The organism is Streptococcus mitis, assembly GCF_023110375.1.
Classification (GTDB): Bacteria; Bacillota; Bacilli; order Lactobacillales; family Streptococcaceae; genus Streptococcus; species Streptococcus mitis_CI.
In genome coordinates this window covers 38,054-50,850 of the sequence record NZ_JALDVV010000014.1, presented here as the reverse complement: position 1 = coordinate 50,850, position 12,797 = coordinate 38,054, and the positions used below count along the sequence as shown (strand labels likewise).

13 protein-coding genes and 1 pseudogene are annotated in these 12,797 nt (G+C 41.2%); 10 read left to right on the top strand and 4 right to left on the bottom strand.

What is annotated here, in order from left to right:
• On the top strand, positions 1–315 hold a 315-nt coding region (locus tag M1G12_RS09935), incomplete at its 5' end, for an LPXTG cell wall anchor domain-containing protein (protein ID WP_282186139.1).
• A 193-nt stretch (positions 316–508) separates the two neighbouring features.
• Here the strand turns inward: M1G12_RS09935 and M1G12_RS08500 are convergent.
• Positions 509–1,777: pseudogene (locus M1G12_RS08500) on the bottom strand (ISL3 family transposase).
• Positions 1,778–2,016: 239 nt separating this feature from the next.
• On the opposite strand from M1G12_RS08500, the gene M1G12_RS08495 reads away from it, so the two are divergent.
• The 7 genes from M1G12_RS08495 to dnaJ all read left to right on the top strand — a co-directional run bounded on the left by M1G12_RS08495 (position 2,017) and on the right by dnaJ (position 9,278).
• The gene (locus tag M1G12_RS08495; RefSeq protein WP_192851950.1) at positions 2,017–2,337 is read left to right on the top strand and encodes a PadR family transcriptional regulator; all 321 of its coding nucleotides are present in this window, start codon (positions 2,017–2,019) and stop codon (positions 2,335–2,337) included.
• Positions 2,337–2,912: a DUF2812 domain-containing protein gene (locus tag M1G12_RS09970; protein ID WP_345773310.1), complete on the top strand. Its 576-nt coding sequence runs from the start codon at positions 2,337–2,339 to the stop codon at positions 2,910–2,912. The genes M1G12_RS08495 and M1G12_RS09970 overlap by 1 nt, the downstream gene beginning before the upstream one ends.
• 34 nt (positions 2,913–2,946) lie before the next feature.
• Entirely contained in the window at positions 2,947–3,459 is a 513-nt protein-coding gene (locus M1G12_RS08485; RefSeq protein WP_247949750.1) for a DUF2812 domain-containing protein, read from the top strand.
• Between the two features lie 160 nt (positions 3,460–3,619).
• Positions 3,620–4,654 (top strand): heat-inducible transcriptional repressor HrcA, encoded by a 1,035-nt coding sequence (gene hrcA / locus M1G12_RS08480; RefSeq protein ID WP_084864440.1) that lies wholly within the window; start codon positions 3,620–3,622, stop codon positions 4,652–4,654.
• Between the two features lie 26 nt (positions 4,655–4,680).
• Complete coding sequence (gene grpE, locus M1G12_RS08475) at positions 4,681–5,205, top strand: nucleotide exchange factor GrpE (protein WP_000046038.1); 525 nt, start codon at positions 4,681–4,683, stop codon at positions 5,203–5,205.
• A 482-nt stretch (positions 5,206–5,687) separates the two neighbouring features.
• On the top strand, positions 5,688–7,511 hold the full coding sequence (dnaK, locus tag M1G12_RS08470; protein WP_247949749.1) for a molecular chaperone DnaK: 1,824 nt from the start codon (positions 5,688–5,690) through the stop codon (positions 7,509–7,511).
• Between the two features lie 630 nt (positions 7,512–8,141).
• A complete protein-coding gene (gene dnaJ, locus M1G12_RS08465) occupies positions 8,142–9,278 on the top strand; it encodes a molecular chaperone DnaJ (protein ID WP_247949748.1) in 1,137 nt (378 codons plus the stop codon).
• Positions 9,279–9,617: 339 nt separating this feature from the next.
• On the opposite strand, the gene M1G12_RS08460 is transcribed toward dnaJ, so the two are convergent.
• Complete coding sequence (locus tag M1G12_RS08460; protein WP_084928138.1) at positions 9,618–9,905, bottom strand: hypothetical protein; 288 nt, start codon at positions 9,903–9,905, stop codon at positions 9,618–9,620.
• Between the two features lie 9 nt (positions 9,906–9,914).
• Positions 9,915–10,325 carry an HIT family protein gene (locus M1G12_RS08455; protein ID WP_247949747.1) on the bottom strand — a complete coding sequence of 137 codons (411 nt, stop codon included), beginning with the start codon at positions 10,323–10,325 and terminating at the stop codon, positions 9,915–9,917.
• Between the two features lie 67 nt (positions 10,326–10,392).
• Here M1G12_RS08455 and M1G12_RS08450 point away from each other — a divergent pair, with 67 nt between their 5' ends.
• Together M1G12_RS08450 and M1G12_RS08445 are read left to right on the top strand one after the other, a co-directional pair.
• Positions 10,393–11,124 carry an ABC transporter ATP-binding protein gene (locus M1G12_RS08450; protein ID WP_247949746.1) on the top strand — a complete coding sequence of 244 codons (732 nt, stop codon included), beginning with the start codon at positions 10,393–10,395 and terminating at the stop codon, positions 11,122–11,124.
• A complete protein-coding gene (locus tag M1G12_RS08445) occupies positions 11,121–12,170 on the top strand; it encodes an ABC transporter permease (RefSeq protein ID WP_247949745.1) in 1,050 nt (349 codons plus the stop codon). Before M1G12_RS08450 ends, M1G12_RS08445 begins: the two co-directional genes overlap by 4 nt.
• A 61-nt stretch (positions 12,171–12,231) precedes the next feature.
• Here the strand turns inward: M1G12_RS08445 and M1G12_RS08440 are convergent, their stop codons facing one another.
• On the bottom strand, positions 12,232–12,561 hold the full coding sequence (locus M1G12_RS08440; protein WP_000132585.1) for a hypothetical protein: 330 nt from the start codon (positions 12,559–12,561) through the stop codon (positions 12,232–12,234).
• Between the last annotated feature and the right edge of the window lie 236 nt (positions 12,562–12,797).

Genomic DNA, 12,797 nt, shown 5'->3' with positions numbered 1-12,797 from the left:
CCAGTAACTCCAGAGAAGCCAGTAACTCCAGAGAAGCCAGTAACTCCAGAGAAGCCAGTAACTCCAGAGAAACCAGTGACTCCAGAGAAGCCAGTAACTCCAGAGAAGCCAGTAACTCCAGAGAAGCCAGTAACTCCAGAGAAACCAGTGACTCCAGAGAAGCCAGTAACTCCAGAGAAACAAAACTCTGCTAAAGAAAACACTCCCCAGTTGCCAAATACTGGTACTGAAGATCATAGTAATTTAGCAGCACTTGGACTTCTTGGAGTATTGAGTGGATTTGGTCTTGTAGCTCGCAAGAGAAAAGAAGATTAAAATCTTTAAAATTCTAAAGGAAGAACGACTGCATTTTAGTAGAACTAATTTTTAGTGGCTCATTGTCAACTATAGTGGGTTGAAGAAAAGCTAAAATCTGAGTCTGGGACAATAGTCTCTTATCTCCAAAAAAAGCAACGGATTTGCCGTTGCTTTTTTGGCTCTTTGTCAACTGTAGTGGGTTGAAGAAAAGCTAAGCTCGAGAAAGGATAAATTTTGTCCTTTCTTTTTTGATATTTAGAGCGATGAAAATCCGTTTTTTGAAGTTTTCAAAGTTCCGAAAACCAAAGGCATTGCGTTTGATAAGATTATTAGTTGCTTCCAATTTGGCGTTAGAATAGGGTAATTGAAGAGCGTTGACAATCTTCTCTTTATCCTTGAGATAAAGTTTTAAAGATAGTCTGAAAAAGGGGATAAACCTGTTTTAGATTGTCCTCAATGAGTCCGAAAAATTTGTCTGCCTCCTTGTTCTGAAAGTGAAAAAGCAGGAGCTGGTAGAGATGATAGTGGAGTTTCAAGTCCTCTGAATAGCTCAAAAGCTTGTCTAAAATCTCTTTATTGGTCAAGTGCATACGAAAAGTAGGGCGATAAAATCGCTTATCACAAAGTTTACGGCTATCCTGTTGAATGAGTTTCCAGTAGCGCTTGATAGCCTTGTATTCATGAGATTTTCGCTCAAATTGATTCATAATTTGAACATGGAAACGACTCATAGCACGGCTGAGATATTGTACAATGTGAAAGGGGTCGAGAACGATTTTAGCGTTAGGAAAAAGTTTTCTGGCAATATCGTAGTAGGGGCTAAACATATCCATAGTAATAATTTTCACTCGACATCGGACGGCTCTATCGTAGCGCAGAAAGTGATTTCGGATGATAGCCTGTGTTCTGCCTTCAAGAACAGTGATGATATTGAGCTTATCAAAATCTTGCGCAATGAAGCTCATCTTCATCTCCCGATTGAAACAGTCACTCCCCTGACTGTTTCAACGTCCCAGGACATAATCTCAGGAAGACGCGAAAAATCATGCTTAAAACGGAAGTCATTGAGCTTGCGAATGACAGTTGAAGTTGAGATGGCCAGCTGATGGGCAATATCGGTCATAGAATTCTTTTCAATCAGTTTTTGAGCAATTTTTTGGTTGATGATACGAGGAATTTGGTGATTCTTCTTGACGAGAGAGGTCTCGGAGACCATCATTTTAGAGCACTGATAGCACTTAAAACGGCGTTTTTTAAGAATAATTCTAGTAGGCATACCAGTTGTTTCGAGGTAAGGGAGTTTAGATGGTTTTTGAAAGTCATATTTCTTCATTAGACTTCCACAATCAGGACAAGAAGGAGCCTCATAATCCAGTCTAGCGATGATTTCTTTGTGGGTATCCCTATTGATGATATCTATAATTTGGATATTTGGGTCTTTGATATCGAGTAGTTTTGTGATAAAATGTAATTGTTCCATATGATTCTTTCTAATGAGTTGTTTTGTCGCTTTTCATTATAGGTCATATGGGACTTTTTTTACACAAAAATAGGCTCCATAATATCTATAGGGGATTTACCCACTACAAATATTATAGAGCCTAATAAATCAGAAAGATTGCCTGAGGTCGATCTCTTTTTCTTGCGTTTTATATCGAACTGTGATATATTTTATATAACGAAGTGCGATATATCGAACTGAATAGGAGGTGAATGCAAATGGAATTAACGGCTAAGATTCGTCGGGTCTATCTTCCGATGACGGAAACGGGCTTTTATATCTTGTTCTGTCTGCAAAAGGAAGGTCATGGTTATAGTATTACGCAAAAGGTCAAGGAGATGACAGATTCGCAAGTTTCGATTAGTCCTGGGACTATGTATGGAACCTTGTCAAAAATGGAAAAGGATGGTTTGATTTCCTTTGTCCGTGAAGAGGAAAAACGGAAAATCTATCAGATCACAGACTTGGGACGAAAAGTCTTAGATATTGAATTGAAACGTATTGAACGGCTCTATAGAAATAGTCTGGAGGAAAGATGATGGAAAAGAAGGTTGTTTATAGAATTGCTACCATTGCGGATTATGATAGAGAGGCTTTGTATCTTAGAAAAATGCATGCTGAGGGCTGGAAACTTAAGGAAGTGACCTACTCTAACTTAGTAGTTGCGGTTAAGTATACTTTTGAAAAGTGTCAACCGGAGCAGGTGTCTTATCAGTTGGACTTTTATCCTATGAAAAAATCAGAGAGAGCCTCCTATTTACAATTATTTAAAGACTGTGGCTGGGAGCATATTACAGACTTTAATGGGTTTTCCTACTTTAGAAAGCTTCATTCTGGAATTGAGTCGGATGCCGAGTTTGAAATTTATAATGACGCAGCCGGGAAATTAGCTATGGTCAAACGGATTTTAACGAGGCGGATGCTTCCTATTTTGCTTCTCTTTTTAGCTCTACTACCGGTTTTCTCAAAGTTTGTCACTGGAGGTAGTTCTTTCAGTTGGGAAATGTTTTTGATTGTTATAATAGATGGTGTTTTATTGATAGTCCATGCGATTCAGATTTCTTATATTTTTTGGAGATTGTTTCAAAAGTGGAAAGAATTATCTGACAAATAAAACTATGTATGTTTTCTGATTTGGAGGTAAGGTAATGAATAGCAAAGTACAATTTCGGATTTTCACCATTGTTGATCTGGACAAGGAAGAAGAATATTTACATGAGATGCATTTGAAAGGTTGGAAGTATAGAACTAGTCGTTTTGGTTTGTTCTATTTTGACCAATGTCAACCAGACGATGTCATCTACTGTATCTATGATTCTAGATTTCTTAAAAAATATAAGCATGAACTGCAAGATTTTAGAAATAGAGGTTGGGAATTGATAGGAGCTGGTTTTTGTTCGATTCTTCGTAAATCGTCTTCTGATTTACTTCCAGAGGATCAAGTCTATATGAGTAAGGGGCTCAGATGGGAAGTTATGCGATATAGAATTCGTTCCTGTACAGCTACTTTCTTAGGTGGTTTTGTTGTTTGTATGAGTTTATTTAAAGAAGAACTTTCTATGTCTTTCTTTATTATTTTTCTTTTATATGCCTTTCTGATTTCTTATCTAATTCATGGTTTTTTCAGACTTAAAAGGAAATACCAAGTAGATGGAAGGTAGGCTTCTAGGTCTTTAGACTGATTTTTAGCACTCTTGTTAAAAGAGTGCTAATTTTTTGAGTTTTTGTCTTGACATTCTCTTTTAAGGGTGTATAATAGAATCATGAGTTAGCACTTGAGGGCATCGAGTGCTAATTGATCAGACAGAGAGGAGTGATGAGGTGGTTACAGAGCGTCAGCAGGATATTCTAAATCTCATTATTGACATCTTTACCAAAACGCACGAACCTGTCGGATCCAAAGCCTTGCAAGAGTCTATTAACTCTAGCAGTGCAACCATTCGTAATGACATGGCGGCTCTAGAAAAGCAAGGTTTGCTTGAGAAGGCTCATACTTCAAGTGGTCGGATGCCAAGTGTTGCTGGTTTTCAGTACTATGTGAAACACTCACTGGATTTTGACCGACTGGCTGAAAATGAGGTTTATGAGATTGTTAAAGCCTTTGATCAGGAATTCTTCAAACTGGAGGATATTCTGCAAGAGGCTGCTAATCTACTGACAGACTTGAGTGGCTGTACGGTAGTAGCACTGGATGTTGAGCCGAGCAGGCAACGGTTGACAGCCTTTGATATCGTTGTTTTGGGGCAACATACAGCCTTGGCAGTATTCACCCTAGACGAGTCTCGAACGGTTACCAGTCAGTTTCTGATTCCAAGGAACTTTTTGCAGGAGGATTTGCTGAAACTGAAGAGCATTATTCAGGAACGCTTCCTAGGTCACACCGTTCTAGATATTCACTACAAGATTCGGACGGAGATTCCGCAGATTATCCAGCGTTACTTTACAACAACGGATAATGTTATCGATCTCTTTGAACATATCTTTAAGGAAATGTTCAACGAAAACATTGTGGTGGCAGGCAAGGTCAATCTCTTGAATTTTGCCAATCTGGCAGCTTATCAGTTCTTTGACCAACCGCAAAAGGTAGCTCTGGAGATTCGTGAGGGGTTGCGTGAAGATCAGATGCAGAACGTCCGTGTTGCAGACAGTCAAGAGTCCTGTCTAGCTGACCTAGCGGTGATTAGTAGTAAGTTTCTCATTCCTTATCGGGGAGTTGGAATTCTAGCCATTATCGGTCCAGTCGATCTGGATTACCAACAGCTAATCAACCAAGTCAATGTGGTCAACCGTGTTTTGACCATGAAGTTGACAGATTTTTACCGCTACCTCAGCAGTAATCATTATGAAGTACATTAAGATTGAAATCATTAAAGGAGGCGAAAATGGCCCAAGATATAAAAAATGAAGAAGTAGAAGAAGTCCAAGAAGAGGAAGTTGTGGAAACGGTAGAAGAAACAACTCCTGAGAAGTCTGAGTTGGACTTGGCAAATGAACGTGCAGATGAGTTCGAAAACAAATACCTTCGCGCTCATGCAGAAATGCAAAATATCCAACGCCGTGCCAATGAAGAGCGTCAAAACTTGCAACGTTATCGTAGCCAGGATTTGGCAAAAGCGATTCTCCCTTCTTTGGATAACCTTGAGCGTGCACTCGCGGTTGAAGGTTTGACAGACGATGTGAAGAAGGGCTTGGAAATGGTGCAAGAAAGCTTGATTCACGCTTTGAAAGAAGAAGGAATCGAAGAAATCGCAGCTGACGGTGAATTTGACCATAACTACCATATGGCCATCCAAACTCTCCCAGCAGACGATGAACACCCAGCAGATACCATCGCCCAAGTCTTCCAGAAAGGCTATAAACTCCATGACCGCATTCTACGCCCAGCAATGGTAGTGGTGTATAACTAAGATACAAAGCCCGTAAAAAGCTCACAGTAAAAATAGGAGATTGACGAAGTGTTCGATGAACACAAGAAAATCTATCTTTTTTACTCAGAGCTTAGGGCGTGTTCGATTAGGCAATTCTGACGGTAGCTAAAGCAACTCGTCAGAAAACGGCAATCGCTATGGCGTTTGCCTAGCCTCCTTACTAACTCGTCGTCGAAATAAAATCGATTTCGACTTCTCATGTCGCAATTTACATAATAGAAAACTTGTCCGAAACGACAATAAACTATGAAGAAAGATAAGAGGCAAGCCGGAGGCTTGCAAGGAAGATATTTCCCACTGTGGTGAAAGTTTCAGTAGCAAAAGCTACTGAAACAGGGGATTTTTGAGACAATAGGCTCAAAAATAAGTGATGAAATCCCGAAGGGAGTTGCTCACGTCCCCACCACTTAAGGGGAATATCAAAAAATCAAAATTCGAATTAAAATTTAAGGAGAAAACACATGTCTAAAATTATCGGTATTGACTTAGGTACAACAAACTCAGCAGTAGCAGTTCTTGAAGGAACGGAAAGCAAAATCATCGCAAACCCAGAAGGTAACCGTACAACTCCATCTGTAGTATCATTCAAAAACGGCGAAATCATTGTTGGTGATGCTGCAAAACGTCAAGCAGTTACAAACCCAGATACAGTCATCTCTATCAAATCTAAAATGGGAACTTCTGAAAAAGTTTCTGCTAATGGAAAAGAATACACTCCACAAGAAATCTCAGCTATGATTCTTCAATACTTGAAAGGCTACGCTGAAGACTACCTTGGCGAAAAAGTAACTAAAGCAGTTATTACAGTTCCAGCTTACTTTAATGATGCTCAACGTCAAGCAACAAAAGACGCTGGTAAAATCGCTGGTCTTGAAGTAGAACGTATCGTCAACGAACCAACTGCAGCCGCTCTTGCTTACGGTTTGGACAAGACTGATAAAGAAGAAAAAATCTTGGTATTCGACCTTGGTGGTGGTACATTCGACGTCTCAATCCTTGAATTGGGTGACGGTGTCTTCGATGTATTGTCAACTGCAGGGGACAACAAACTTGGTGGTGATGACTTTGACCAAAAAATCATCGACCACTTGGTAGCAGAATTCAAGAAAGAAAACGGTATTGACTTGTCTACTGACAAGATGGCAATGCAACGTTTGAAAGATGCAGCTGAAAAAGCGAAGAAAGACCTTTCTGGAGTGACTTCAACTCAAATCAGCTTGCCATTCATTACTGCAGGTGAGGCTGGACCTCTTCACTTGGAAATGACTTTGACTCGTGCTAAATTTGACGATTTGACTCGTGACCTTGTAGAACGTACAAAAGTTCCAGTTCGTCAAGCACTTTCAGATGCAGGTTTGAGCTTGTCAGAAATCGACGAAGTTATCCTTGTTGGTGGTTCAACTCGTATCCCAGCCGTTGTCGAAGCTGTTAAAGCTGAAACTGGTAAAGAACCAAACAAATCAGTAAACCCTGATGAAGTTGTTGCCATGGGTGCTGCGATCCAAGGTGGTGTCATTACTGGTGATGTTAAAGACGTTGTCCTTCTTGATGTAACACCATTGTCACTTGGTATCGAAACAATGGGTGGTGTCTTCACAAAACTCATCGACCGTAACACAACAATTCCAACATCTAAATCACAAGTCTTCTCAACTGCGGCAGACAACCAACCAGCCGTTGATATCCACGTTCTTCAAGGTGAACGCCCAATGGCAGCAGATAACAAGACTCTTGGACGTTTCCAATTGACTGATATCCCAGCTGCACCTCGTGGTATCCCACAAATCGAAGTAACATTTGACATTGATAAGAACGGTATCGTGTCTGTTAAGGCTAAAGATCTTGGAACTCAAAAAGAACAAACAATTGTTATCCAATCAAACTCAGGTTTGACAGATGAAGAAATTGATCGCATGATGAAAGATGCAGAAGCTAACGCTGAAGCAGATAAGAAACGTAAAGAAGAAGTAGACCTTCGTAACGAAGTTGACCAAGCAATCTTTGCGACTGAAAAGACAATCAAGGAAACTGAAGGCAAAGGCTTCGACGCAGAACGTGACGCTGCCCAAACTGCCCTTGATGACCTTAAGAAAGCTCAAGAAGACAACAACTTGGACGACATGAAAGCAAAACTTGAAGCATTGAACGAAAAAGCTCAAGGCCTTGCTGTTAAACTCTACGAACAAGCCGCAGCAGCCCAACAAGCTCAAGCAGGAGCAGAAGGCGCAGAAGCAACAGGAAACGCAGGCGATGACGTCGTAGACGGAGAGTTTACGGAAAAATAAGATGTTGAGGCGTTAAGAAAACGAAAGAAAAATAGGAAGCCATCGCCTTGTGCGGTGCACAAAAGATGGCTTATCTTTTTTCCGAAGTTTTTAGCCGAGACTCAGTTAAGCCTAACTCGTTAAGAATGACTAATCACTAAAGTGATTGTCATTCTACAGCAATCGCTATGGCGACTTGCCTAAACGCCTTACTAGTTCAAAAACAAAGTATAATCGACTTTATTTTCGAACGTCGTAATGATAAGAAGAAATCCAGAGGTTGCAACCCAGCCTCTGTTTTTCGGTAAAAAGGGTCTAAACCTGATTTATTTGGGGTTTGTCTCATCAATATGAAATACAGGAATTGAACCCGGACTAAATCGAGGTTTGATTCAAAATATCAATAGAAAGGAACAAAGGTGTTCAGGGAATTGAACACGGGTTCCCAAAATTCTGATTCAATATAAAAGAAAGGAATTGAACCCGGACTAAATCGTGGTCTCGTTCCGCAATATTAACAGAAAGGAATAAGGGTGTTCGTAATTGAACTCGAGCGGAAAGCTTGGAAATTAGATAAACCTCCTAAGAAATCAGGATTTCTTGTCGGTTTCCTAAATTTCAGTCGCTTTCTGTTCGCTCTTAGTATCTTGTATGAACAATACTGAATTTTATGATCGTCTGGGGGTGTCCAAAAACGCTTCGGCAGACGAAATCAAAAAGGCTTATCGTAAGCTTTCGAAAAAATATCACCCAGATATCAACAAGGAGCCAGGTGCTGAGGAAAAGTACAAGGAAGTTCAGGAAGCCTATGAGACTTTGAGTGACGACCAAAAACGTACTGCCTATGACCAATACGGTGCTGCTGGAGCCAACGGTGGTTTTGGTGGAGCTGGTGGTTTCGGCGGTTTCGATGGGGCAGGAGGCTTCGGTGGTTTTGAAGATATCTTCTCAAGTTTCTTCGGCGGAGGCGGTGCTTCACGCAATCCAAATGCTCCTCGTAAGGGAGATGACCTCCAGTATCGTGTGAATTTGACCTTTGAAGAAGCTATTTTTGGGGCTGAAAAAGAAGTCAAATATAACCGTGAAGCTAGCTGTCGTACATGTAATGGCTCAGGTGCTAAGCCAGGAACAAGTCCAGTCACTTGTGGACGCTGTCATGGAGCTGGTGTCATTAACGTTGATACACAAACTCCTCTTGGTATGATGCGTCGTCAAGTAACCTGTGATGTCTGTCATGGTCGCGGGAAAGAAATCAAAGATCCATGTACAACTTGTCACGGAACAGGTCATGAAAAACAAGCCCATAGTGTACATGTCAAAATCCCTGCTGGTGTGGAAACAGGTCAACAAATTCGCCTAGCTGGTCAAGGTGAAGCTGGCTTTAATGGTGGACCTTATGGTGACTTGTATGTAGTGGTTTCTGTGGAAGCCAGCGACAAGTTTGAACGTGAAGGAACTACTATTTTCTACAATCTCAACCTCAACTTTGTCCAAGCAGCTCTTGGTGATACAGTAGATATTCCAACTGTTCACGGTGATGTTGAATTGGTTATTCCAGAGGGAACTCAGACTGGTAAGAAATTCCGTTTACGTGGTAAGGGAGCTCCGAGCCTTCGTGGTGGTGCAGTTGGTGACCAATACGTTACCGTTAATGTCGTAACACCGACAGGCTTGAACGACCGCCAAAAAGTAGCCTTGAAAGAATTCGCAGCTGCTGGTGACTTGAAAGTAAATCCAAAGAAAAAAGGTTTCTTTGACCATATTAAAGATGCCTTTGAAGGAGAATAATACTCTTCGAAAATCTCTTCAAACCGTGTCAACGTCGTCTTGCCGTATATATGTGACTGACTTTGTCAGTCTTATCTACAACCTCAAAACAGTGTTTGAGCAAGCTGCGGCTAGTTTCTTAGTTTGCTCTTTGATTTTCATTGAGTATAAATCAAATACTTTCCCAGACTTTCCGCCGTAATGAAAACACCTGAAACCGTTTGATTTCAGGTGTTCGGAAACTTTGAGACCTAGGCTCAAAGTTTAGGTATGGAACTTCGAAGAAGGTCGCTACCGTCCGTCATTACTTAAGGAAAGTCTTAAAAAATCTATAAACTAAAAAGAGCCAATTGGCTCTTTTTACTTATCTTCCATTTCCTGTGTTTCTTTGATAACAGCTAGTCTAGTCTGGATATCCTTTTCCAAGACCTTAAACTTGTAAGTTAGGTCTTCTTGATATTCCTTGATGAGTTCTTTTTGCTGGTCGATGATTTGCAGGCTATTTTGGATAATATCCACATCATCCTTGATAGCTTGAACACGGTCAGTGGTATTCAAGACTTCATCTGTGATGGTTTGGCGATTTTTTGTGACTAGATAACTTCCGGCTGCAGCTCCTGCAAATAGCAGTAGGTTGGATAATTTCATGGCAACTCCTTAGGCGTTTTTGATGGTTTCAGCGACTTGAGCGAGTTTGTCAAAGTCTGGTTCGTGGGCGATAAAATCAATCTTGAGGTCATCGTCCACACTGTAGCGAGGCACGAGGTGAACGTGTGTATGAAAGACTGTTTGCCCTGCGACTTCTTCACAGTTGGCAATGATATTCATACCAGCAGCCTTGGCAGCTTTCATGACTTTTTGAGCTACTTTGGGTACTTGGGCAAAGAGTTGGCTGGCGTTAGTAGCATCCATTTCTAAAAGATTGCGATAGTGTTCCTTTGGCACGACCAAGGTGTGTCCTGGTGTCACTTGAGAGATATCAAGAAAGGCAAGAACCTGCTCATCTTCATATACTTTTGAAGCAGGAATTTCCCCTGCAATGATTTTACAAAAAATGCAATCTGACATAAAATCTACCTCTACTGTATTGAATTTTGATATAATATAGCTACATTATACCAGATTTGGAGAAAATATGTTAGAAATTAAAAACCTGACAGGTGGCTATGTTCATGTTCCTGTCTTGAAAGATGTGTCCTTTACTGTTGAAAGTGGGCAGCTGGTCGGTCTGATTGGTCTCAATGGTGCTGGGAAATCGACGACTATTAATGAAATTATCGGTCTGTTAACACCCTATAGTGGTTCTATCAATATCAATGGCTTGACCCTGCAAGAAGATGCGACAAGCTACCGCAAGCAGATTGGCTACATTCCTGAGACACCTAGCTTGTATGAGGAATTGACCCTCAGAGAGCATATCGAAACGGTTGCCATGGCTTATGGTATTGAGCAGAAAGTGGCTTTTGATCGAGTAGAATCTTTGTTAAAAATGTTCCGTTTGGACCAGAAATTAGACTGGTTCCCTGTTCATTTTTCAAAAGGGATGAAACAGAAGGTCATGATTATCTGTGCTTTTGTGGTGGATCCGAGTCTTTTCATCGTGGATGAGCCTTTCCTTGGTCTTGATCCGCTGGCTATTGCGGACTTGATTCAGCTTTTGGAGGTGGAAAAGCAAAAGGGTAAGTCCATTCTCATGAGTACCCACGTGCTGGATTCAGCGGAAAAGATGTGTGATGCCTTTGTCATTCTCCACAAGGGAGAGGTGCGCGCTAAGGGAAATCTCTTGCAACTGCGCGAAGCCTTTGATATGCCTGAGGCTAGTTTGAATGATATTTACTTGGCTCTGACCAAAGAGGAGGAGTTATGAAAGACTTGTTTTTAAAGAGAAAGCAGGCTTTTCGTAAGGAGTGTCTTGGTTATTTGCGCTATGTTCTCAATGACCACTTTGTCTTGTTCCTGCTTGTCCTGCTGGGCTTTCTAGCCTACCAGTACAGTCAACTCTTGCAAGATTTTCCTGAAAATCATTGGCCTATCCTTTTATTTGTAGGAATTACGTCTGTTTTACTTTTGCTTTGGGGAGGAATTGCCACCTATATGGAGGCTCCAGACAAGCTCTTTCTCTTAGTCGGAGAAGAGGAAATCAAACTCCATCTCAAGCGTCAAACTGGCGTTTCCCTAGTCTTTTGGCTCTTTGTCCAGACCCTTTTCTTGCTGTTATTTGCGCCTTTATTTTTAGCAATGGGCTATGGCTTGCCTGTTTTTCTGGTCTATGTGCTTTTATTGGGAGTAGGTAAATATTTCCTCTTTCGTCAAAAGGCCAGCAAATTTTTCACTGAAACTGGACTGGACTGGGACTATGTCATTTCCCAAGAAAGCAAGCGTAAGCAAGTCTTGCTTCGTTTCTTTGCCCTCTTTACCCAGGTCAAGGGGATTTCAAACAGCGTCAAGCGTCGTGCCTATCTGGACTTTATCCTAAAGGCTGTTCAGAAGGTGCCTGGGAAGATTTGGCAAAATCTCTATCTGCGTTCTTATCTGCGAAATGGAGACCTCTTTGCGCTCAGTCTTCGTCTGCTCTTGCTTTCCATACTGGCGCAGGTCTTTATCGAGCAAGCTTGGATTGCGACAGCAGTGGTAGTGCTGTTTAACTACCTCTTGCTCTTCCAGTTGTTGGCCCTCTATCATGCCTTTGACTACCAGTATTTGACCCAAGTCTTTCCGCTGGACAAGGGGCAAAAGGAAAAAGGCTTGCAGGCAGTAGTCCGAGGATTGACCAGTTTGGTCTTAGTAGTGGAATTAGTTGTTGGATTGATTACCTTCCAAGAAAAAATAGCCCTTCTAGCCTTGCTGGGTGCTGGTTTGGTTTTACTAGTCTTGTATTTGCCTTATCAGGTAAAACGTCAGATGCAGGACTAACATTGTCTATATGACACTAAAAAAGAAGTTGAGTTCAGTTTGTCTCAACTTCTTTTATTTTCTACAAGAGAATGGTTGGTCCGTAGAGACTCAACTTGGTCTTGACTTGGTCAAAGTGGAAACGGTCATAGGCCCGCCAAGCAGCGCGAGTAGGAGCATCTGGATCAAGAGCGCTGAGTCCCATGAGAAGACTGGAAGTCTGGTAAAATTTTTCCAATTCAATCAAGACTCGATTATCCACTGTTTCAGCCTTGGCTAGAAAGCCAAGAATAGAGTTTAGTTGCTCCTGAAAGCGGACGTCGTCAGCCGTTGCCTGTTTGCATGCTTGATAGGCTTTGTTTAAGTCGGTAATCAAGGTTTGAGCTCTTTTTATAGGGTCTGTATCTGTCATGAGAATTCCTCCTTTAATCTGGGTGCCAGTCTTGTTTCTAGCAACTGTGTTTTGATACTGTCAGTCTATCACTTTTAACTCTTTTTTTTTATTCAAATCTTTAATTGTCATTGAAATGTCTTGAATTGCGCTGAGTGAATTTTATGATAAAATAGTGGTAAGATTATCATGCTTATTTGAGGAACAAGCTACCTTTCAGGAGCGTTGAAGGCCTGTTTAGGATTTGGTGGGCTTGT